Annotated in this window: 19 protein-coding genes; 2 read left to right on the top strand and 17 right to left on the bottom strand. The window is 43.4% G+C overall.

Annotated features, from left to right (window positions below; all coding sequences use genetic code 11):
• Window positions 1-185: 185 nt before the first annotated feature.
• Together FOC72_RS10880 and pulA are read left to right on the top strand one after the other, a co-directional pair.
• A complete protein-coding gene (locus FOC72_RS10880) occupies window positions 186-1,169 on the top strand; it encodes a LacI family DNA-binding transcriptional regulator (protein ID WP_002894119.1) in 984 nt (327 codons plus the stop codon).
• A 117-nt stretch (window positions 1,170-1,286) separates the two neighbouring features.
• Complete coding sequence (pulA, locus tag FOC72_RS10875) at window positions 1,287-3,365, top strand: type I pullulanase (RefSeq protein ID WP_002894121.1); 2,079 nt, start codon at window positions 1,287-1,289, stop codon at window positions 3,363-3,365.
• Between the two features lie 35 nt (window positions 3,366-3,400).
• Here pulA and FOC72_RS10870 read toward each other — a convergent pair whose 3' ends face one another.
• From FOC72_RS10870 to hisS, 17 genes are all read right to left on the bottom strand, one after another.
• A complete protein-coding gene (locus FOC72_RS10870; RefSeq protein ID WP_002894123.1) occupies window positions 3,401-4,336 on the bottom strand; it encodes a YitT family protein in 936 nt (311 codons plus the stop codon).
• Complete coding sequence (gene aspS, locus FOC72_RS10865; RefSeq protein ID WP_002894125.1) at window positions 4,323-6,077, bottom strand: aspartate--tRNA ligase; 1,755 nt, start codon at window positions 6,075-6,077, stop codon at window positions 4,323-4,325. Before aspS ends, FOC72_RS10870 begins: the two co-directional genes overlap by 14 nt.
• 169 nt (window positions 6,078-6,246) lie before the next feature.
• Complete coding sequence (locus tag FOC72_RS10860; RefSeq protein WP_002894127.1) at window positions 6,247-6,459, bottom strand: hypothetical protein; 213 nt, start codon at window positions 6,457-6,459, stop codon at window positions 6,247-6,249.
• Between the two features lie 150 nt (window positions 6,460-6,609).
• A complete protein-coding gene (gene ifs / locus FOC72_RS10855; protein WP_002894129.1) occupies window positions 6,610-7,497 on the bottom strand; it encodes an NAD glycohydrolase inhibitor in 888 nt (295 codons plus the stop codon).
• Window positions 7,498-10,098, bottom strand: a complete 2,601-nt coding sequence (locus FOC72_RS11595; RefSeq protein WP_002894131.1) for an NAD(+) nucleosidase — start codon at window positions 10,096-10,098, stop codon at window positions 7,498-7,500. It lies immediately after the preceding gene.
• Window positions 10,095-10,538 carry a hypothetical protein gene (locus FOC72_RS10845; RefSeq protein WP_002894132.1) on the bottom strand — a complete coding sequence of 148 codons (444 nt, stop codon included), beginning with the start codon at window positions 10,536-10,538 and terminating at the stop codon, window positions 10,095-10,097. The genes FOC72_RS11595 and FOC72_RS10845 overlap by 4 nt, the downstream gene beginning before the upstream one ends.
• Window position 10,539: 1 nt before the next feature.
• Complete coding sequence (locus FOC72_RS10840; protein WP_002894133.1) at window positions 10,540-11,202, bottom strand: hypothetical protein; 663 nt, start codon at window positions 11,200-11,202, stop codon at window positions 10,540-10,542.
• Window positions 11,199-11,531 carry a hypothetical protein gene (locus tag FOC72_RS10835; protein ID WP_002894134.1) on the bottom strand — a complete coding sequence of 111 codons (333 nt, stop codon included), beginning with the start codon at window positions 11,529-11,531 and terminating at the stop codon, window positions 11,199-11,201. Before FOC72_RS10835 ends, FOC72_RS10840 begins: the two co-directional genes overlap by 4 nt.
• Before the next feature lie 18 nt (window positions 11,532-11,549).
• On the bottom strand, window positions 11,550-11,933 hold the full coding sequence (locus tag FOC72_RS10830) for a hypothetical protein (RefSeq protein ID WP_002894135.1): 384 nt from the start codon (window positions 11,931-11,933) through the stop codon (window positions 11,550-11,552).
• Between the two features lie 16 nt (window positions 11,934-11,949).
• Entirely contained in the window at window positions 11,950-12,591 is a 642-nt protein-coding gene (locus tag FOC72_RS10825; RefSeq protein ID WP_002894136.1) for a hypothetical protein, read from the bottom strand.
• 25 nt (window positions 12,592-12,616) lie between these two features.
• Window positions 12,617-17,032 (bottom strand): type VII secretion protein EssC, encoded by a 4,416-nt coding sequence (essC, locus tag FOC72_RS10820; RefSeq protein ID WP_002894137.1) that lies wholly within the window; start codon window positions 17,030-17,032, stop codon window positions 12,617-12,619.
• A 2-nt stretch (window positions 17,033-17,034) separates the two neighbouring features.
• Window positions 17,035-18,294, bottom strand: a complete 1,260-nt coding sequence (essB, locus tag FOC72_RS10815) for a type VII secretion protein EssB (protein ID WP_080557377.1) — start codon at window positions 18,292-18,294, stop codon at window positions 17,035-17,037.
• A gap of 1 nt (window position 18,295) precedes the next feature.
• Window positions 18,296-18,535, bottom strand: a complete 240-nt coding sequence (locus FOC72_RS10810) for an EsaB/YukD family protein (RefSeq protein WP_002894139.1) — start codon at window positions 18,533-18,535, stop codon at window positions 18,296-18,298.
• A 1-nt stretch (window position 18,536) separates the two neighbouring features.
• On the bottom strand, window positions 18,537-18,995 hold the full coding sequence (gene essA, locus FOC72_RS10805) for a type VII secretion protein EssA (protein ID WP_002894141.1): 459 nt from the start codon (window positions 18,993-18,995) through the stop codon (window positions 18,537-18,539).
• Window positions 18,996-19,001: 6 nt separating this feature from the next.
• Window positions 19,002-22,004, bottom strand: coding sequence for a type VII secretion protein EsaA (esaA, locus tag FOC72_RS10800; RefSeq protein WP_032914012.1), 3,003 nt, complete (start codon window positions 22,002-22,004; stop codon window positions 19,002-19,004).
• 223 nt (window positions 22,005-22,227) lie between these two features.
• Complete coding sequence (locus FOC72_RS10795) at window positions 22,228-22,515, bottom strand: WXG100 family type VII secretion target (RefSeq protein WP_032913686.1); 288 nt, start codon at window positions 22,513-22,515, stop codon at window positions 22,228-22,230.
• Between the two features lie 167 nt (window positions 22,516-22,682).
• Window positions 22,683-23,963, bottom strand: coding sequence for a histidine--tRNA ligase (gene hisS / locus FOC72_RS10790; protein WP_002894145.1), 1,281 nt, complete (start codon window positions 23,961-23,963; stop codon window positions 22,683-22,685).
• Window positions 23,964-24,117 lie beyond the last annotated feature (154 nt).

Raw genomic sequence — 24,117 nt, 5'->3', positions numbered from 1 at the left:
TACTGAGAAACTGCTTTATACTTGCTTTTTCAACCATAATAGTTAGGCAAAATCACTGATTATGATAGCCATTTTGGGCATAGGTTTGCATGACTCATAGAAAGCAAGTGCTTCTACTAGTGGGTTTAAAATAGTTGATGTTATAGAAAGGATTTCCAGCAAATGCAGGCCTTTAGGAGGTTTTTATGCGAGTTACTATCAAAGAAGTCGCAAAACTAGCAGGCGTGTCACCCTCTACTGTGACCCGCGTCGTGCAAAACAAATCAACCATCAGTGAAGAAACCAAAAAACGGGTCCGTGCTGCTATGAAGGAACTGGACTATCATCCCAATCTCAATGCCAGAAGTCTGGTCAGCCAATCCAGCCAGGTCATCGGCTTGGTCCTGCCGGACGACTCAGATGTCTTCTATCAAAACCCTTTCTTCCCAACTGTATTGCGGGGGATTTCTCAAATCGCTTCTGACTATGACTATGCCATCCAGATCAGTACTGGGCAAGATGAAGAGCACCGCTTGGAAAATCTGAAGCAGATGATTTTGGGCAAGCGAGTTGACGGACTGATCTTCCTTTATTCTAAGCAGGACGATCCTTTGGTCGACTTTGCAGTCAGAAACAACTTTCCTTTCCTTATCCTAGGGAAAGCTGTCTCACCTTTCATCTCTCTAGTGGACAACGACAATATCAAGGCTGGCTATGACGCAACCAGATATTTCCTTGACAAGGGCTATCAGAAAATTGCCTTTCTGGCTGGGAATAAGGAGCTGGTTGTTTCTCAAGATCGTTACACAGGCTACAAGCAAGCCCTGAATGAAGCAGAACGGCCTTTGGATGAACGCATTATCAAATTTGCCTTCGGTTTCCTTCTGGAAGACAACAGTTACAAGATTATGGAGGAGCTGCCGCTAGATGAGATTGAAGCCATCGTGACCTCTGATACCTTGGTAGCAGAAGGAGCCCTGCACTATCTCAAAGATCAGGACTACCATATTCCCATTATCACCTTTGATTCTCTCAAACCACGGATTGATGTGGATGCTTATATCGATATCAATGCCCTTGAGCTTGGGAAAGAATCCTTCCGGACCCTCTTCCAAATCATCAAGGACAATAAAGAAGACAAGCAAATCTGCTATCGCCAGTTGATCCCGCATAGCATCAGCACTCGCTAATCCGAGTGCTTTTGCTCATTTATCAACGATTCACAGAACGGCCTTGTCCCAACCCAGGGCAGAGCCCAAACTCAAAACAATTACACGAAGAGAAACCGACAAAGAAAGAGGAAAAACATGGCCTTTCGTATTTTTCAAGCCTATTTAGATGACGAAAACATCATCACCATCGAACTGGAAAAGAGCTTTGAAGCCTACTCCATCCATTTTACACTGGAAGACAAGCACAGCTCCAGCCCTTTAACCATCAAAAACATCAACAATCAGGAAGAGCGAATTATCTACACCGTGTCGGCTAATGAGCCCATTGACCTGACGCAGTCCTACAAGGTCTATGACCAAGACCGCAATCATACCGACCTACAGTACCGACATATCGTGAAAAAGCCTACTTTCGATGAGATTTTTGACTATGCAGGCGACGATTTGGGAGCTCAATACAGTCCCCAAGCCACCGACTTCAGACTCTGGGCGCCGATTTCCGAAAAAGTCCTCCTGCATCTGAAAGACCAGGTCCACCATCTCAAACGTCTGGATAAGGGAGTCTGGCATACCCGGATTGAGGGAGATTTAGAGGGAGCCTCCTATTCTTATCTCCATAAGATCAATGGCAAGTGGGTAGAAGTCCATGATCCCTACGCCCTATCCTCAGATGTTAATTCGGGCAACAGCTATGTCATTAATCTAGACAAGATTAAAAAGCCTATCAAACGAGCAAAAACACAGTTGAATCCGACAGAAGCCGTCATTTATGAAATGAGCGTCCGCGATTTCTCTATGCAGAAAGAAGCTGGCTTCTCCTATCCCGGGAAGTTTGCCTCGCTGAGCGAATCTCCAGTCGTTCACGGCCAGAAGTTCGGTCTGGACTATCTGAAAGAGCTGGGTATCAGCCATGTGCAGCTCATGCCCGTCTATGACTTTGGCAGCGTTGATGAAAAGCATCCAGAGCTCGTCTACAACTGGGGCTACGATCCTGTCCAGTACAATGTCCCAGACGGCAGTTTTGCCAGCGATCCGCGAGACCCTTATGCCCGCATCAGAGAGTTGCAGGCGGCCATTTCTGCCTACCACAATGCTGATATCAGCGTCATCATGGATGTGGTCTACAATCATGTCTATGATGCCAACAGCTATGCTTTTGAAAAAATCGTGCCCGGCTATTTTTTCCGTCTCAATGACATGGGCTACCGGACCAACGGAACTTTCTGCGGCAATGATGTAGCCAGTGAGAAGGCTATGGTCCACCGCTATATCAAGCAGTCGGTCAAACAATGGGTCAGCCTCTATGGCTTTGACGGTTTCCGCTTTGATCTGATGGGGATTTTAGATATCCAAACCATGCAGCAAATAGCCGACGAGCTCAAGGCGCTCTATCCTAACATCTATCTCTATGGTGAAGGCTGGCAGATGGATACTGGACTGGCAAGTGAGCATTTGGCTCATCAGTACAATGCTGCCCAGCTTCCGGATTATGGGTTTTTCAGCGACCATTTTCGCGACAGTCTCAAGCAGACCATCGCCCAAGGCCGGCAAATCGAGAGCAAGACTCCTGCCAGTCAGCTTGAAAATGTCCTGACAGCCAATGTCGGCCTAAAAGGCGAGGCTCACTTCATAGCGCCCCAGCAGGCTATTAATTATGTGGAGTGCCATGATAATGCAACGGTTTTTGACTACTTTGATATCGTCAACCCTGCTATCACCTTGCGGGATCGGCTGGCCAATTCGCGGCTGGCTCTCCATCTCGTTCTGCTGGCCCAGGGCGTACCCTTTATCCACAGCGGTCAGGAATTTTTCCGGACTAAAAATCTGATTGACAACACCTACAATATGCCTGACGAAATCAATAAACTAGACTGGCTGCGCTCCCTGCATTACAAAGAGGATATTGCTTTTCTTAAAAAGCTGATTGCCTTTCGCAGGGCACACCCGCTACTGCATCTAAAGACCAGCACCGCTATCAAGCAAGCCTGTCAGGTCAACTGGCTGACAGACAGTTTATTGGAGTACAAAATTCAAGACAGGAAAGAGAGCATGACCATTGTCATCAACTTTGGCAACCAAGAGGCTGACTACGAAAATAAAAACAAGCAAAGATTGCATCTCCAGTATCCAGCCATTGATGTCCAAAAACCAATTGCACCGCTAGCTGACAATTACAGCCTAGCTGGCAAGCAGTTGATTGTTTTGAAATCATAAAAAAAGAGACTAGGTCTCTTTTTTTTGTGTACTATTCACTCCTCCACAAAAAGTCCCAAGATATGGACATTGTCTGCAACGGAGACAAAGGCAGCTGGGTCTGTATGCTTCATGATTTGCTTGAATTCATTAAACTCAGCTCGGGTAATAACTGTCACCAGAACAGCTTTTTTCTCATGATTATAAGTTCCCTCGGCGCCATGAATAACTGTCGCCCCACGATGCAGCTTGTTGTGAATCTTATCAATCACTCTGTCTGGATGGCTGGTGATAATCATGGCTTGCATACGCTTCTGCTTGGTAAAGACAGCATCCGTCACCCGGCTTGATACAAAAATAGTAATCATGGAGTACAGCGCATACTCCCAGCCAAAGGTCAAACCCGCAATCAGCATAATAATCCCATTGACAATCAAGGAAATATTCCCGACATTCCGGCCCGTTTTTTTCCGAACAGTCAGACTAACAATATCAGTCCCACCGCTGGAAATGCTGGACTTAAGGGCAAAGCCAATCCCCGTGCCCATGACCACACCACCGAAAAGGGCGTTGATAATAGGATTATCAGTCAAAGTCACTTCTGGCACAAACTGGATAAAAAGCGAGCTCATGGTAACCGTGATAAAGGTGAAAATGGTAAACTTATGCCCAATCTGGTACCAGGCCAGAATCATCAGTGGAATATTGATGGCGTAAAAAGTCACAGAAACCGGAATGGTAAAACCTAAGAAACGAGTACTAAGGGCAGTAATGACCTGCGCCAGACCAGTCGCCCCGCTGGAATAAACATGCCCCGGTTGAAAGAAGAAATTGACTGCTACAGCTGACAAAAAGCCATAGACAAGCGAGGCAGAAATCTTCTCATCGTACTTCTCACGCGAGATACTCTTTAAAGACCGCAAAATCTTAAAATTATAAGCAAACCTGCGGACATAATAGCGAAAGAGTTTATAAAAATTAGTCTTCTTCATGTGCTTCCACTTGTAAACTTAATTCCTCTAGTTGAGCGACCGACACTGGACTAGGTGCCTGTGTCATTGGATCAGAAGCCTTATTATTTTTCGGAAAGGCGATGACTTCGCGGATATTTTCTTCACCAGCCAGCAGCATCACAAAGCGGTCCAAGCCCAGAGCCAAGCCACCATGCGGTGGAAAACCATAGTCCATAGCCTCCAGAAGGAAGCCAAACTGCTCAGCAGCTTCTTGAGCTGAGAAGCCAAGTGCCTTGAACATCCGCTCCTGCAAGTCTTTCTGGTTGATCCGAAGACTGCCGCCGCCCAGTTCATAGCCATTGAGGACGATATCATAGGCCACAGCCCGCACCTTGCTCAGGTCGCCTTCCAGCTCTTGCTCAGAATCTTTCTGAGGCAGGGTGAACGGATGGTGGGCACTCATGTAGCGCCCCTCTTCTTCTGACCATTCAAACATGGGCCAATCCACCACCCAAAGGTAGTTAAATGTATCAGGGTCAATCAAGTCCAGCTCTTTAGCCAAGCGTACACGAAGAGCTCCCAAAGCAGCGTTTGCCACTTCCAAAGTATCAGCCACAAAGAGAACTAGGTCGTTATTTTCAAGCTGTAAAGCTTCTATCAACGGACTTGTCAAGTTTGTCAAGAACTTAGCAACAGGGCCAGCCAGCTCACTATCAGCTACTTTCACCCAAGCAAGACCTTTAGCACCATGCTGTTTTGCTTGCTCTGTCAACTTGTCGATATCCTTGCGAGAGTATTTGTCTGCAGCATTTTTCACCACGATTGCCTTGACAGCTGGTGCTTCTGAAAAGACCTTGAAGTCAACTCCCTTGACAAGATCTGTCAAGTCCTGCAACAACATCTCAAAACGAGTATCAGGCTTATCAACCCCATAAAGAGCCATTGCATCATCATACTTCATACGCGGGAAAGGTAGAGACACCTCAATACCCTTGGTCTCTTTCATCACACGAGCAATCAAGCCCTCTGTAATGTCCTGAATCTCCTGTTCAGACAAGAAAGAAGTCTCCAAGTCCACCTGAGTAAACTCTGGCTGGCGGTCACCTCGCAAGTCCTCGTCCCGGAAGCATTTAACAATCTGGTAATAACGGTCAAAACCAGCGTTCATCAAGAGTTGCTTGGTAATCTGCGGGCTCTGGGGCAGAGCGTAAAAATGTCCCTGATGGACCCGACTAGGCACCAAGTAATCACGCGCTCCTTCTGGCGTTGACTTAGATAGGAAAGGCGTTTCCACATCAAGGAACTCCAGCTCATCTAGATAATTGCGGATAGAGTGAGTCACCTTGGCACGGAGCTTGAAGTTTTCCAGCATCTCTGGCCGGCGCAAGTCCAGATAACGGTAACGCAAACGCGTATCGTCATTCACCTCAATGCCGTCTTTGATTTCAAAAGGCGTCGTCTTAGCTGTATTTAAGACAGTCAGGTTTTCCACATGCAGCTCCACGCTTCCTGTCGCCAGCTTGTCATTGACCTGCTCACGCGCAGCCACCTTACCTGTCACCTCTAGCACATACTCACTGCGCAGGCTTTCTGCGGTCGCCATGACTTCAGCAGCCACTGTCTCAGGATTGATGACCAGCTGCATAATGCCTTCGCGATCGCGCAAATCAATGAAAATCAGACCGCCCAAATCCCGACGGCGGGCTACCCAGCCCTTCAAAGTGACTTCCTGACCAACATGGTCCTTGCGGACACGCCCAGCATACATAGAACGTTTCATCTTTACTCTCCAAATTTTTAATTCTGTTACTATTTTACCACAAAGCGCCTAAGAAAGCCCTTCTGTCCGTTCTTTTTCTGAAAAATATTAAAGCTTCACATGACTAATGCTGACAATTATGACAAAAGGCCTGAGGCAAAGACCCCAGACCTACTGTCTACTCTATAGATTATTCCTTTTTCTTGCTATCCTCATAGAGACTAGGCGCAAACGCTTTTGTCACCATGGCTGTCACAAAGCGAAACCCTCCCGCTGCCAGACCAAAAATCGGCGCCAAAGCACGGAAGAAAAAATCCCCCCTCATAAATAAACAAAGCAGACCAGTAATCACAAAGATAGCCAAGCCCTGCACCACAACCACCGATAATATTTTCTTCATCATTCCCTCGACTTTCTATAGACTATTATAGCATAAGGGGGCATAGATTGAGAAAGTTTTATATTCTAAAAAAACAACAGGATAAAAACGAGTGAAAATAGAAATTTTGTTCAGGAGTGTCTAAAAAGAGAGTGAAGATTCACTCTCTTTAGATTAATCCGGTAATTCTACTTTCAAACTCATATCTGTGTTCTGTAATGTCTTCTGAGCAGCAGCTAGAAAAGCTAATCCGTTATCAGAAGGGGAGTATTGAAAGGTGATATTGATGACTTTTTTATCAAAGTTATCGCCGTATCGTTTCACATACTGTTTGCTTTCGAGGAAATAGATATAGTTATTGAGTTTTTCTTGAAGTTTAAAGAGATGCTCCTCTTCTAATGACTCAATCCATTTGTTTTCATCAATCAACAACAACTCTAGATGGTCATCAGAGACACCTATAGCATCTATACTTGTAACATCTAGTTCAATTTTCTCAACTTCTTTAATCGGTTCTACCACTTTAGGTGGATTGTAGTATTTTTCCTTGAATTCCTTAAGAATCTTCTCTACCTTTTCTTCATCACACTGCCTGTATTCTGGATTACGATCTAATACATTACACAACCCTTCATAGGTATAAGTACGTTTCTGCTCATCTGATAGGTGGGAAGTACTTTCTATAATATTTCTTACTAATTCATCTGTCTCAATAACAAATGGAATATCATGATAATTCGTTACAAACCATTTTTGATTAGAAATATATTGAGTGACCTTCTTTAATTTCATTAAATCATTAGATAAGCTAAAAACTTTCAAGATATCAAAGGTTCTTCGAGCTATATCCCTATCACCTTCCACATACAAAGGATATAAGCAATATTCCATTAATACCCCAATATCTGTACTATCAAGTTCATAAGAATCTCGTTGTCGAAAACGATACTTAGCTTCGGTCCCTAGAAAAACTTCAGCTTCTTTCCCTTCTTTCATTATTTCACGATAGTCTTTTACAAAATTTTGATAATTTTCTTTATTTTTCAATTTATATGTCTTCATTTAGTTACTCCATTGATTTATTCTGAAAATTCCTTCAACTTGCTCAATTTTATCAGTGCCTGGTTTATAGACACGTGGATTTTTGATTTCATAGTATCCTTGATGTTCAATAGCGGATAGAAAGTCATCGTAAGAGTGTCCCTTCATATCAATTGACGGCATAAGCAATTCGCTCTCAGACATATTAATGTTAGAACCAGCCCAGGTTTTCGCACCTGGAATATTTAAAGACGAAGAACCTGGTGTATCCCCATTTGGAAATTGTATCCAGCCTTTTTTATCCATATTCTTGACAAGTTCCGGACTGTACTCATATTGAAACATACCTGTATCGTATGTATCATCTCCAACTCCTTTGACTGTCGCAATTTCATGACCTGATTTCAGAGCTCCATTTTTATCATACAAGAGGGCAGAATCTTCTACAATACTTGTTGTGAAGTTTCCTTGGCCAATCCCATCTTGGGTTACACGTCCTACAGAAGAACCATATTCGCCAAAAGCATAATTTTTAATACTTATCCCGTTTACAACAGAGGAAGCTCCACCTTCTAAATAGGGTTGCTTAATGGCTTCTTTGTATGCTTCTGGATAATTGTACTGTCTAGCCTCATACATCTTGTAAAAGGTTTCTTTATTTGGAACTGCCCCTTCTTTAACAGCACGTTCCGCATACATATCAAAAGTTTCCTTAAAGGATGCCTGCTTCTCTGCTGTATTCCATCTATATTCCTGACTTGCAAGTTCATCGAATTTAGCAAAGGTTGCTTTTTTGATTTCTGGTGACACATGTTCAATTGAAATGTCCGATGTTTTTTGAGAGATAACCTCAATTCTAGTCCCAGGTTCAATCTTAGTACCACCTACAAAGCGACCTTTTCCTTCACCTACGATAGTACCGCCATATTTCGATAGATTATCCAGAATATCTTGGCGTTTAATGGATAAACCATCTTTTGCAGTTGTATAATCTTGGATACGAATTTTACCAGTTTCATCTATACCGACCGCTTTTAATTGGATACGTTGAATTTCGCCTGCTGCATTACGAGTCTCAACAGTTATCTTAGTCTCGACATCATTTAGATTTGTCTTGAACTCATCAATCTTTTTAGTTGAAAACTCTTTATAGTTAGCAAAATTTGGTTCAGATATGTTATTTTTAACCTTCGGTACATCCACATCACTTGGCTTGACTCCGCCAATAGCCTTAGTTGCACTGTCGCCTGATACTTGCTTAACCTTCGGTACATCCACACTGACTGTTGGATGGGGTTTCAGTTTGGCCAGGGTCGTATCAGCTGGGCTAGCTTTCAGATGCAGGTCTGGTCTACTACTCAAACGTACATTAGCTGGGTCCAGCTTGGGTATTTGCTTGCTTTGAAGTGGGACATCCAGATGAGATGCTTTAGCACCTGGTAAGTCCACATCCAAGTCTGGCGTGCCTCCACGACTGAACTTCCCACCAAAGTAATTACTAGCCTTGCCTACTCCAAAGCTAGCGACTTGCCCAATCACTAAATTCTGAATTGCTGAGCTCGGATCCTGATCAGTCGCGGCTGCATAGAAAACCTTTGAGACATCATTGGCATCGTCCGCATACTTTCCTAATGTTGCCAAATTCTTCAATAAGTTTGGACCCGATGTGCCAAACTTCGTCAGATAAGCTAGTGAGCCCATGGATGCCAAAGTCGTAGCTGCATCTATCCCAGCCCAAACTCGATCCTCAGTTGAAAGACGATCGCCTGTTATCATAGTCTGACCTGTCCACGCGGAGTATGCATTATCCGCAAATAGATAGGCACCACTTGCATAAGTTAGTGTCAAAGATGCTCCAGAAGTAAAGGGAGCAAAGATAACACCTCCCGCTGCTGCTAAAAAAGCTAAAGCCTTTAAGCCAATATCAACTTTCTGCAAAGTATCCTTATTTTCTTCTTGAAAGCGACTAGCTTTCAACCCCTGATAATCAGGTATTTGGCTTGGGAAATACGCCTCAACAATATCTTCTGCACTTTTCCCTTCTAAATTCTTTATTTCTTTATCAGTCAGCTTATCTTTTTGAGCTAGATAGGCTTTTGCTGCCTGTAAGCGAGTCTCATAAACATCCTTTGCCGCCTCAATAGGACTAGCCTTCCCATCTAAAAGTTCGTGTAATTTGTACGGTTGGGGATCATTATAAGCTCTCTGTTCAAAACCATTTGGGCCTGCCTCTTGCTTATATTTAATCGTATCTTTTTTTGTATATTTACTCTCGTAAGGTTTTTTATCTCCATTGACATTGTTTAGACTCTTAAATGCATCATCCATTCCTCGGGTGAACTTATTGTCAATATTTTGCATGATGTCTGAGTGGACTTTCTTCGCGCTATTTAACATATTATAAATGCGCTGAATCGATTTGTCGAAGATACTACTATCTTTTTTTACACCTAAGGCGGCTTCCCCCTTCTGGGTATATAGGTCTTCAACACCTTCAGACTTTACAGTATTCCCAGCAGCTTCGATATTATCCATGATATCACTCATTGAGCTAAAATAATTATATGCTGGATCTGGTGCTTCTGTGGAAAAGTCTGGTTGATTAGAGTAGTACTTTGTCATTTCTGTGCTCCTCCCTCAAGACTCTTTCTATATTCTTGGTAATTACGCTTAATCTGGTCAATAGATCCTTTTGGATCCCGTTTAATAGCTTCCTTGTCTTCTGCTTTTGCAGTTGGATCGTTCAAGACTAGATTGGCAATTGAGGTTGCTAATACTTTGTCCATATCAATCATCGTATCATAAGTATTTTTTGAATGTCGGTAGAGTACTTCACAAATGGTTTCAAACTCTTGTGCTTTTAGGTGATAACGGGATAAACCACCATTACTATCACCCTTTCCTATAAAATCGTGAAAGGCGCCTTCAGACGAAAGGTTGGGAAGATTTGATCTAACACTTTGAATTTTTGTAACAATTTGTCCAGCCATATTGACCATATTTAAACTATGATAAATAAGTTGTTCTTGATCTGACAGAACTAATTTAATATCTACTGGCATATTACAGACTCACTTTCAATTTTTTTATAATTTGCTCTTTCAGTTGATCACTGTCAATTGACCGCCGGATTTGCCTATAGAAATCATATTCATAAAGATGGTTATCGTTTTTTAAATAGATGATATCCTGTGTGTCTTTTGACAATTCGTTAACTCGAATTCGAATAGCTTCATCATTTCCGTGATGAAGCACCAAGCTCATGAAAGCTTCTTCTTCCCATTGAGAGTGGATATAATCTTTCACGGTGTCATCAATATTTTGTAAAACGTTATGACTTTCCATCAAAAATGCTAGAAAAACTGCACATCCCGCACGATCAATTTGAAATTGATTTTCACCAATTTCTATAATGATAACTGCCATTCTCTTGAACTGATCAACCCCTGGAGCATAGAAAAACCGTTGATCAACTTGACAGTGATAAGATGCTTTATGATACTCTTTCAAATAAGCTCCATACATCGCGCATTCCTCTGTTGGCTGATTGTCAACTATAAGCCCAAGCTCCTTTAAATCTTCAAAGCCCTTCTCCAAAACCCATAAAAGATTTTCTTTTCGGGTTCCTGTCCATTCAGCTGGAGCCGGAAGCGGAAGAAATATTAAATCATCCGAATAATCATTAAATAAATGTAACGTATATAAAGCTTCTAACGTAAATATCATGCGTTATCAATCTCCTTTATTACATGAGAACTAGATATAGAACCAAGCAATTTTTTAAGACCTGATACAGCTGTTTGAAGTTCTTTTATACTCTTTCCATAATCAGTCCGATATAATTTAACAAACCTTTTCAAGTCCAAGTATTGATTTTTACTTTCACCTTTCCATTCTGTCTCATTTGCTTCAAGGCCAGATAGTTCGGCATCAATATCTGAAAGAAGACTTTTGATTTCATTTAATTCACTTATTACAGTTTCTATCTGACTATCATCATATGTAACCACATTACTAGTATAGCTATTATCAATAGCATTTATATTTGTATCCATAAGCTTCTCCTCTTACCACTAAAGTTGTTCCCAAATTAGTTTTCCTTTATTATAAGCAGCTTTGTTACGGCTGATAGATTTTTCTAAATCTGCGATTTTCTCTCCTAATGTCACATATAAGTCTTTGAAAGATGAGTTGGCATCTTTCACAAAATCAAGATACTCTTTTACAGTTTTTTTATCCGACTCCAATTTAGACTTTAGATTAGATAGATAATGATATCCTTCATTCCCATCAATCTTAGAAATAGCTTTTTCAGATAATTCTATATAATACTGATAGACACTAAGATCAATATCCGTATCTAATCCATGATTTTGAATCGAATCTCGTACTCTCTTATACTTATCTTGCTTAGCTTTATCACTATCGATCTGAGCTTTCAAACTAGCATCACTCATTTATTTCTGTCTCCTTCTAGTTTCCCGATTGTTCACCTGATTGTTTCTCTTTCAAGTCTTGCATGGATTTATCTATAACCTTTTTCACGACTTCATCATCTGTACCATATATGTGAGGATATGAACTACCAGTATCGCTGTTAGATTGGTTCGTCTGTTCTTCTTCTGTTCCAGTTGATGATTGCTCTGTTGAAGAAGAGTCTGAACTAGAAGATTCAGAGGAAGTAGTTGAGGTAGTTGGCGTCGATGAGTCAAAATTTATTTTAGGCCTATCATTGAATTCTCTCACGTTAATATCTTGTTGCTGAACTGGCCTATAAAACATAGCAAAGGTCAAAAGCAAAATGAACGTTGCACCAATGCCAGCCAGTGTTCTTTGGGTTGCTTCTTTACTAAGAAGCTTCACTCCTTTTGGACTCAATTCTTTCCAATCTGGATGCTCCTCTTCAATAGATTTTTTTTGTTTCAAAAAAGGAACAATAAGAAATTGATTTATAGATCCTAAAGTCACTATTGAGGCTGAGAAGAACGGTACGTATCTGGAAGAACTGAATAGAAGCATACAATAAAGAATAGAAGATAGGATAAAAAGACAAAATATCAAAAAAAGTCTGATTCTATACTCTTTTTTTATTTGCAAATACTGTTCCTTAGACATCTTAATCACTTCCTCGTTTCTTTGGTTATTTTGTAATTTTTAGTTTTACTTGCACGTTCTGATAGTGGAAGTAAATTTGATCATCTAACAGTGGCTCCTCTCGTCCCATAGATGAGCGAGTAAAGATACTTTGATCACTCATTTTCATAGCTATGAGAGCTGTGTCTAAATGAGCTTTCATGTATTTAGTTATGTCTGTATAACTGGCAAGATATGTTTTGTGGGTAACAAAGATGAAATGAAGTCCTACTCTCTGTCCTTCCTCTATTAGGAGAGCAAGCTCATTAGGTTCAATGTTACTTTGCGAAACAAACTGTGAGACATCCGTTATAACAACAAAATGTTCAAAAGTACTACGTTGTTTTCTAGCCATAAGAACCCTTTCCTTCAAGGACTCAAGTGTCGAACGGCAATCCATATCATAGCCTATATAATTACCTACATTATCTGAAAACTGACTGTGTTCCGCAATTGAATCAAAAATGGTAATCATCTCTTTGTTAAACATATGAAGCAATATTCTTATCATATGGTTTGTTACAGCAGTCATAGCAGTATCTTTATCAGATAACACGAGCAGATGTTTAAATTTACTAAACGGCAGACTAACCGTCTGAACTTCTTCAAATTCCACACCAATTGGTAGCTCGTGATTCTCAATGGCTTCCTTAGTGGTCGGTAGATTCATAAATTCATCAATCGTCAGCTCCTCTGGTACCATCGGAATGGCACTTGGTCGCTGTCCGGTCCATGCTTCTTGGAGAGAAGCGACTTCTTGACGCAGGTTGTTAAGGACTTGCGCATCATTGGCACCCGCTACTGGCAGAGCCAGCTGGATAACATCGACCTCGTCACGCTTCATGAGCGCTCGGCCCTTGATGTCTTCCATCGTTTTCGCTAGTGGGGTAGAGCCCACGATAGAGCGGACTTCTCCTACATCATTCTGTGGCAGACTCAGCTGGTGCTTGAAGTTGGCGTAGAACTGCGCCCGAAGGTTGGACTGACGGCCCGCTGTCACCAGGAGGTGAACACCGATACTGAGACCTTCACGAGAGATCCGCACCAAAAGTTTGAAGAGCTCCGCTTCATAGGCTTCTTCCTTCATGGACTCATAGCTGTCCAGTAGGATGACAATCGCCGGCTCTTGCTGACCGCTAGCCTGACGGTAGAGCTCCAAGGTACCAACACCGTAGTCCGACAAGAGCTTCTTACGCCGGTTGAGCTCCCGCTCCATGATACGTACAAACTTGGCAATCTTCTCCGTCTGATCCAAAAGCAAAGTATCGGCTACCTGCGGTAATTGCCCCAGTGGTGCCAGACCATTGGTACCGAAGTCCATCAGGTAGAGCGTGACATCTTTGGGACTGAACTTGCGAGCCAAGTCCATGGCAGCACTCTGCAGGAAGGTTGTCTTCCCCGTACCAGGACTTCCGTAGAGCAGGATATGCCCATCCTTGGACAAGTTGACAGAGACAGGTTCTTGCTTCTGTGCCTGCGGGATATCCGCCATTCCGAGAAGGACAGAGACCGGCTTCTTTTGCTCCCAGACTTCCTTCGGCTGGATAGGTTCCAGCTCCTGTAGGGTCATCCGCTCTTTAAGCGGTGGCAGCCATGGCTGCGGTACTGGTGGGATCTGCTGGCTCTCTGTCAGCAGTTGAATCTGACTGACAATAGCCTCCAGCTCCGTCGGTACTTCCTTGATATCTTCTGCTAGGTCAAGACCTGACAGGTCTTGATTGAGCACTTCGTATTGTCCTAGGTCATTGATCAGGTAGATGGTATGGTCTTCAATTCCCATCTCATCCTTATCCGGCTGGTAGTCTGCCCCTGACCAGGCTGACTGGAAGAGTTCATAGACTTCATTATTGCCGACCTGCAGATAGGCACGGCCAGTCTGAGTAATCTCTGCCGCATCCGGCGTCTTAAGCATTTCCATCGAGTCCGTCCGGTCTGCCACCTTGAGCGCCAGCTTAAAGCGGGAATTGGACCAGATCTGGTCATCCACAACCCCAGAGGGCTTCTGAGTAGCCAGAATCAAGTGTACCCCGAGGGAACGTCCGACCCGAGCGATAGATACCAGCTCCTTGATAAAGTCAGGCTGGTTGACCTTGAGCTCCGCGAACTCATCCGAGATGAGGAAGAGATGGGGCAGGGGTTCGGTTGCTTCCCCGTTCTTAAATTTCTTTTGATATTGGTTGATATGATTGACTTCAAACTCTCTGAAGAGCCGCTCCCGACGGTGAATCTCCGCATTGATGGAAGCCAGCGCCCGCATGGATTGGGCCCCGTCCAAGTTGGTAATGGTTCCCAAGAGATGGGGCAGGTTCTTGAAGAGGTTGGCCATTCCCCCACCCTTGTAGTCGATGAGCAGGAAGGCCACATCGTGCGGGTGGAAGTTGACGGCCAGACTCAAGATATAGGACTGGATAGTCTCCGACTTCCCGGATCCAGTTGTCCCGGCAATCAGCCCGTGCGGGCCGTGAGCTTTTTCATGCAGGTTGAGGTAGACCAGGTCTTCCTTACCCCGCAGGCCGATAGGCACTGCCAAGCTCTTATACGGCGCATTCTGTTGCCACTTTTGCAAGACTTGCAGGTCTGAGAAGGTCTCTGCCCCATACATCTCCATAAAAGTCACAGTATCAGGGATCGAGCTCTTGAGATTCTGTAAGTGATTGAGCGGCGCCAAGGTCCGAGCGATTCGCTCCTTGTCATAGCCTTCTGGGAAATGATCCAAGCGGAAGTCAATTTCTCTAAGGATTCCTTCTTCCATGACCAGATGACCAGTGTTGCGGTCCTTGATATTGACAACCGTCTTAATATTCTCAGACAGAGAGCTCATCACATCCTGCACGAAGATCAGTGAGCAGCCCAGGTCAGTCGGATCCTCTGTGAAGAACTCCATGATGATATGGTCGAGAATCAGCTTTTCATCTGTGACCAAGACCACATAGTGAGGGCTGTAGAGTGTCGTCTCCTGCCGGGTAGCTTCTTCCTTCTGCGCCTTGCGCAGTTTAAGGATTTGGTTGAGGCTGTTTAGGACCTGATCGTGCGTCCGTTGATTATATACAAATCCACGGACATTCAGCTCTTGTAGAGTCGCATGCGGCAGCCAGCGCAGCCAATCCCACTGGTCGCGCTCCTCCTCTGGCATGATGGTAATTACCTGCACATCGTGGTAGGAGTGAAAGACCGCCAGCTGCATGACCAAGAGCTGGAGCTGTTCCAAGACCAAATTGCGCGGACCGATATAACCGACCGGCCCATGGCTGAGATTAGCCACGATAGGAAGATCGGGAATCTTCTTATGCCGAGTGTAGAGAGCATAGCCCTCCTCTTCCAGCGCATCTTTCTTGCCGCTCCGCTCCTCTTGACCGTAGGTCAGCTTATAGGAGGTTGGCACCTGGCCAAGTCCCAAGCGATAGTAAAGAAAGTCAAAGTGTAGCGGTGTCTTCTCGTAAATGCGGTGGCTGTAGTCTGTCACCAGACCCGTTAATTCGTTAATATTTGGGAAATGGTAAAGCATGCCATCACGCTGCTCACGTTCCAGCTTGTTCAGCTCAATAGCCTTGTCTTTTAAATAGAGGTGATAAAGATCAATGCGCTCTTTCTTGTCTTCCTTGAACTTCTTGCGGTTTTTGAAGAAACCTCGAACCGAAAAGATAGCACTGGCGATTGACATAGTAACTGTAACGAGGATATAAATTCCCCGCGGCTGAACCAGTGTAATCAACACCGTCACCCCAACCATGAGAAGTGGCGGCACAATCAGTCTCAAGAGCTCATCATTGGGCTTTTGAGGCTCCTTGCTTGGCGGAGCAATCTGAATCTTGTCCTCTGAACTCCGATAGATAATCCGCGGTGAGCGGTGATAGTCTGGATAGTCTGGATAAAAACCATGGCGAGAAGCGCCCCGCAAGGTCAGGTTAGAACTGACCGTAGCTGGACCCGTCACCCAGATTTCTTCTGGATAGACCTTGAGGCAGATACCTTCCAAGCTTAGCTCGTCACCGGCCTCCAGCTGGATTTGGTCTCCCGTCCACTCAACGTGATTGAGATAAACTTGACCTCGCATCTTGGTTAAAAACCAAGAATCATTTGTTCGCTTCAAGAGCAATTCCAAAGGCGCTTCCAGACTGATGGCTGCGCCCTTCTGGTCGCTGATGAGTAACTCTTTTCTGTCCAGCAGGTCATAAACAGCCGGTTCTGAATCAGATTGATACAAGGTGAGATTACCCAAGGTTAGACCGTCAGTTACAACACCCGTTTCTTCCCCCATCTGATAAAAGACTTGCCCTTCGGCTAGCTGAAGCTGGATAGGAGTCTCCTGATGAGGCAGGTAAAGCTGGGCCTTCTCACTAGCTGCTAAGAGAACTTTCTTGTCCTCTGTCAGTTGCAGCTCATAGCGCAGATGGTCTGTATAGATGATGATTGTCTTGCTCATACTTACTCCTTCGCGCTACTGCTAGACGACGCTTCACTGCTGGAGGAAGAGCTTGCTCCTGAAGAACCTTCCTCGCCAGAAGCGCTTGAGCTAGAATCACCAGTCAAAAGCTCCTTACGGCTATCCCAGTATTTCTTATACTCGCCTTCCAAGGACTCAAGCTTAGTCTCCCGATCCTTACCAGACAAACTATCGTCCTCACGCACTTTTTTCATCTCCTGCGTCAAGGCATAGATGATCAGATCTGAGTCATTAATCCGTTTGGCTGTGTCCAAAGCATCTTCAAAATCATTACGTCCAACTTGAATCCAGTAATTGAGATACAAATCATCTGATTTTAGTGTGACATTGTTCAGGATGACCTTACGCTGATCATCAGAAAATTCCAAGCCCTGGATATAAGAGTAGGCTAGTTCATATTTCTGTGTATTCGGCAGGCTCTTAGGAGAAATTCCCTCCAGTTCATCGATGACCTTGCTATAGTCCACTTTGATAAAGGCAGTATCCGCCTGTAACAGCTTTTCCTTGAAAGGATTCTGTATGAAAATCAAATAAATCAAAGGAATGGTCAAAATCACAACAGCTGCTGTCAGCCAGATGGTCGCCAGTTTGAAAATCTTATGCTGGCGCTTGGAGACCAGTGTCTGCTTCTCTGCTTCTTCTGCAGCCTTTTCCTGATAGGATTTCTCCAAAACAGCAACCGCATCTTCCAGAGTCTCAGCCTCACGCAGTTCCACTAAGAAATCTGGCAGAGTTTCTAGCTCTAGCGAGCCCTTGTAAAGCTCCATAAAGTCCAGATCTGCAAAGAGCGTCACCGCAAAGCACTTAGCCTGACGCAAAAAGTCCTCCCGAGAAATAGCCTGAGGTGTCATGATGCCGGGAATACCGCGATAGGCAATCTTCGCCTGTGCATCCTTGGTAATAAATAGATTGCTAGGATGCAGCAAAAAAGTAACCGGCAATTCCAGTGCCGCTTCCAAAGCAAACACATTGAGAGCCAGACGAATCCGCTCAGAAATCGTGCGCTTTTCAATCTCTTCCTTGGACAGCCCCAAAGGCTCAATCTGATAGGTGAAGTAGACACTATCATGGTCGGCCTTAGTCTCTTGCTCCAAGAAAAGTGGATGATGCAGGTCCAAAAGCAAGAGCTCCCGCAAATCCTGCGTTGCCACATCCGAACGCTTAAGCGTTAAGCTCCAATTCTTGTCATTTTTTTCATAGATAAATTCTTGTTCAGCAAATACAAATTTTTCCTCAGTCACCTTAAATCTCCTCAATCTCTACTAAATCTCCCGTTGTGACTGGATAATCAGCCAAAACCTTGCCCTCATCTAGTATCAACCCCTTGTTAATAATCCGCAGCTGATACTTATGGCGCTTTCCTTCGATATTGAAAATCTGATCAATCTCCCGAATGAAGCGACGGACCTCAATCCGCTTAGGAATGCGAATATCCACGTCCTTATCCCGCAAACGGAGGGTGATATTGATATGTCCTTCCATGTTATACTTCTCCCTTACTGATACGATAGCTGACAAAGACAGTCATACTGACCAAGAGCATGGCTGCTACAAAGTAGACCACTCCTGGCAGAAAATCATCCCAGCTGCTCTCTTCATCGCTTTTCAAACTCGTCTGCAGCTTGGACAATTTTTCCGTTCCCGGCTGAAAAAGCTCCTTGGAATGGTAAATATCCGTTGGCCCCTGTATAGCAGAAAACAGTTGTCCCGCTTCTGTGGCCAACTGTTTGTTTTGATACTGCTTCATTTCCTGAATTTTTTCCTGATTTTCAGCAACGAAAAGAGACTTGGTGCCTTCCGATTGTGCACCAAAGTTCAGTTCTTGCTCTTTTTCAATCCGCGAATTATCTATCTGCAGACGATTATCCTTTAGCTCATCTGCGGCGACAGACGTCACCGCAAACGAACTTAGGAGTAGGAATAAAAACAGAATTCTTTTCATACTCTTTTAAACTTCCTCAGTTTTTAATGTTCTAGTCTTGACAAAGATATTAGCTGCAACCAACAGAGCCAGCAAGACAATCAGACCAAAGATGGCAAAGAAGCCAGCGGTCTTGCCGTCAAAGTAACCTGACAGCATGCCTTCTAGCACAGACAAGGCATTCAAGCTCTTGATAAAGGCTGGGAAGCCAGTCAAGCTAGCTGTCGTACCAATGGCACTAGACAGGTAGACAAAGCTGATAATCATGAAGAAAGCTAAGCCCATGCCCACCACGCGCAGATGCTTGAGGAATAAATACTGCCCCTGAATCAAGACAAAGCTAGCAACCACAATCAACAAGACCCAAGATGGAACATATTCCTTGCCGATGTGAAGCTGCATACTGGAGACAATCCCAATGACCAGACCAATCGTCAGAGACAGGAAGCCTAGAATGCCCACAGTCGTAATATCTGTATCTTGTAGTTTATTAAGTTTAAAGCGGTCTTTAACCTTGCGTACAATGTTCTGTGTTGCAAAGAGATAGGCCGTAAAGAGACTGACAATCTCCAACAAGAGAATCCAAGTAAATGGACGGTAAACATTGACAGTCGCTTTGACAGATGAAGAAGACTGAGCAACTGGATTAGATAGGAAGTCCAACAATACTTCATTAGGAACCCCGTTTTCATAGGCATTATTAAGAACCTTGACAAAGGACTCCACAAAGTTGCCATTATCCTCCAATTCCTTATTGAATTGCCCCATCAAGCTTTCAGCATTCGCAGATAGTTTCTCTGTCGTTCCTTGCGCATTTTCCAGCTCACGATTGAAGCTGCTGAAGATCTGGTTGACACTATCAGCTGCCTGCACATTGGTCTGTGAAGAAGACTTAACGCCAGAAGTTGAAGACAGCAAGGATGAGAATTCTGAATTCAGAGATGACAAATCGGTGTCTGTCTTTTTCAATGCATCCGTAGAGGAGACTCGAGAAGTTCTCATGTCTTCCAATTTCTTCGTCAATTGATCATACAAATCCATCTGTTCCCTAATGTTTTTTGTCAGAGCCTCGTTGCTATCCTCAATCTGTTTAAGATTAGCTGCCAAGTCTGGACCCAATTCGTTCAGCTTATTCAGAGCTTTATCCAATCTCTCTTTAATACTTTCTTTAGGTTTTGTCTGATTATCTTTATCCTGATCTTTATCTTGATTTTGGTTCTGCTTTTCAGGTTTATTTAGACTAGCTTGATAGTCATTAAAGTTACTTTGAACAGCATCAAACATCAGATTAGACAAAGCCGTAGACATATCTTCATTTTTGAGTTGGACAAAAGCAGCATAGGAATCCATTGCGTTTTTAGCTTTTTCATAGGCATCAGAAAGCTCCTGTACCTTAGCACCGTAATCTGCTGCAGCTTTCTGCGCAGCCTGTACATTAACGGGTGCACTCGTAACCGTGATGCCATTCAGGGAAATGTCAATGGAACTATCAACTGAACTAGCTGCGGCAGTATTATCTACGCTGAATTGAACAGTAAACTTAGCATTTTCAGCTAAAGTAATTTCCTGACCATTTGTCACTTGTTCATTATTGTAAGTAATGGTTTGAACCGTTACACCTGCTGGTGGTTGGACAGAAACTGTAGCCTTGCTACCAGGCTGAGCATTGACTTGACCGCTGGCAGAGTTAGCCGCTTGCTCTGCAACTGCTGCTAGATTTGCTAACTCGACTGCCCCACTGCCCCTCTCTGTTGTTAACTTATCAGCCTCAAGGCTATCAAAGCCATGAGTAGAGATGGAAAGGTCAAATTTCATCTCGCTTGGATAGCTGCTTGGCACCCTTTTGATAGCTTCTATAGCTTGAGCTTTCAAATACTCCTCATAATTTTTCAGGACTGCTGAATCATTTTTCCCAAGCATTGTTCCCAAAGTAATTGATGTGTTTTCGGCAACGCCATAGTAGGATGCTAGTTTTTCCTTAACAAATCCTTCAATGTTTTCTTTAGTTGTATGCTCATCCAATTTATCACGTTCATCTTTCAAGCTACTGGTTAAAGCTGCTATTTGAGCATTCATATCACCAGTCAGCTGTGCATAAGACTTATCTGTACTTTCAGAGGCTCCTAATTGCTTAGTCAATTCTCCCAGTGTTTTTTCCAAGTTAGTATAAAGTTCTTGAGTATTCTTATGCACAACTTGCTCATCCATCGCAATCAGCTGTTTCATGAAATCTTCGTAACTAGCCTGATCACTGACCCGCTGTTTGAGAAGGCTATCAAAATTCTTTCCATAAGTGGCCTGAGAATTATCCAAGTCATCGAAAGCCTTAGCATAAGTTTCCAGAGTCGTCTTCAGAGAGTTATTGGCTTCGACAGATGAGGCAGACATACTAACCAACGTTGGGAAGATATTCTTAGAGCCAATAGCAGACTCCAACAAGTTGGTTCGATAATTGCCAATATTGGTAATTTGCACCTCTGAACTAGCCTGCACATTTTGCTGAGCTGTATATAGATTGCTCAAGATGCTTGCCATATACATATCAACCAACTGGCTATTCAGATCTGCGATAATATCCTTAGCCAGATTATTAGCTTCATTTTCAATCTGCTGATTTCCAGCAGCATTGACCTTATAAGTAACGATTGTCCGATCTGCGCTGATAGCATTAACATCTAACACCTTCTCTGAAAAGTCACTTGGAATCGTTACGACCAGTTGATATTTGCCATTTTCAAGACCAGTATCCGCAGCTCCACGCGTCACAATATACCAGTTTTGAGAGTCATCTCGTTCCAGATTCTTGACATAGCTAGCACCAAGATTGTACTCTTTCTTGTCAACCTTGACAGCCCGATCCTCATTGACAACCGCAACATTTAGTTTAGTCTTTTGGTCAGTGCGAATCTTGCTGTCCCTAGCAGTGCTTGTATTCTTCTGCACTGCTACATTCAGCGTCACCACTGCTGCCAGCAAGGCGATGACTAAAACAACATTTCCTATATATTTAAATAATTTTTTATTTCCCATGGATACTTTTTCTTTTTTCTTCATTTATTTTTTACATAAGGAGCACTCAAAAAAGACACAGATAGCCCTAACATTCTAATTCAAATACTGATCCAGATTGTTAGAGCTTGTCTTGACATTGTAGCAGTTTTATTATTTGATATGAAAGAAACCGCCATTTTTTCATTTTTAATCTTTACAAAAATAGGAAGGCTCTCGCCTTCCTAAAGCCGTTATAACAAAATTAGTGAATTTGTGCAGCGATATCTTGGTCAGTTTGCTCAACGATGTCAGCAACTTTAATCAACTGAGCATTGATATCTTGGAGCAATTGTGCAAATTCTTTGATTTTTGGAGACAATTCATTGAATTGTGCTTCAAAGCTATCAAATGCAGAACCATCCCAGTTATCAGCAATAATTGCTTGTTCATTAGTCAATGTGGTCAAAACTTGAGTTACATTTTCAGAACCTTCAGTGTATCTGTTTGCAGATGTACGAAGTTCTTCTGGAGTTAATTTAATTTGTGCCATAGTTGTTTCTCCTTTAGCAAATTTATACAACAAAAACATTATATCAACAATCACTTTAGGTTTCAAGCTTTTAAAGATATTTTTTTAGAAAACATATTGACAAGTTGTCAACCAAATTCATTCAAACATCTGATACTATAACGTTTTCTCCTGTTAGAATTAAGCCTTTAAAACCCCAATTTCTCAAAAATAAGCTGATAGTTTTCTTGGATTTGGTCTAGGCTAACAGTAATCTCCTCACGATTATGATTGTTCTTAACAGTCACCTGACCGCTCTCCACTTCGCTTTCCCCCAAGGTGATAAGAGTTTTGGCTTTAAAGATGTCAGCCGACTTAAACTGAGCCTTGAGCTTGCGGTCTAGATAATCCCTTTCTACCGCAAATCCCTGTGCGCGGAGAGCCTGCACTAACTCCAAAGCTCTGCCATTGGCACCAGCTCCTAGAACGGCTACATAAACATCCAGAGCAGTTTCAATCGGCAGCTCTACTCCTTGCTTGTCAAGTACGAGAAGTAGGCGTTCTAAGCCCATACCAAAGCCAACACCTGGCGTTTCAGGGCCACCAAAGTAAGCCACCAGCCCATCATAACGGCCGCCAGCACAAATAGTCAGCTGACTGCCAGCCACCTCTGTCGTAAACTCGAAAATTGTGTGATTATAGTAGTCCAAGCCACGGACCATGTTGGTATTGATGACATAAGGAATCTGTAAGGTCTCTAGCATGGAGCGAACAGCCGCAAAATAGGTACTGCTCTCCTCATCCAGATAGTCCAGAATAGACGGAGCACCTTCTACAGCCGCCTTGTCCTCGGGCTCTTTAGAATCCAGCACGCGCAGCGGATTCTCCTCCAAGCGACGTTGGCTATCTGCTGATAGGCTAGCCTTCAGTGGGGTCAGATAATCAATCAAGGCCTGACGGTAAGCAGCTCTGCTCTCAGGATTCCCCAGCGAGTTAAGCTCCAAGCTGACATTGGTAATGCCAATATCCTTGAAAAATTGAGCCGCCATGGCAATCATTTCTACATCTGTAGCAGGATTGCTAGATCCAAAGCACTCTGCACCAATCTGGTGAAACTCCCGCAGACGGCCAGCCTGAGGCCGCTCATAGCGGAACATAGAGCCCATATAATAGACTTTGACAGGCTTTTGCACTTCAGGAGCAAAAAGTTTATTCTCTACATAAGAACGCACCACGGGTGCTGTCCCCTCTGGACGCAGCGTGATATGGCGGTCGCCCTTGTCATAGAAGTCATACATTTCCTTGGTCACAATGTCTGTCGTATCCCCGACCGAGCGGCTGATGACCTCATAGTGCTCAAAAATTGGCGTGCGGATTTCACCGTAATTGTATTTTCTAAATGTCTTGCGGGCAAAGTCTTCTACATACTGCCACTTGGCTGATTCTTGAGGAAGAATGTCCTGAGTTCCTTTAGGTTTTTGTAATTTCATCTTCTGACCTCCGCCTTCTTTAGTACTTATATTCTATCATAAGTCCGCCATTTTGAGGAGCCCGAAAGGGATTTTTCATTTGGAAGAACTAAATCCGTTTTCATGTTCCAAAATAGCTTGAAAAAAAGTCTGAATTGTGAGAAAATAAAAACAA

The sequence above is a fragment of the Streptococcus sanguinis genome (assembly GCF_013343115.1).
Lineage (GTDB): Bacteria > Bacillota > Bacilli > Lactobacillales > Streptococcaceae > Streptococcus > Streptococcus sanguinis_H.
This window is presented reverse-complemented; position numbering and strand designations above follow the sequence as displayed.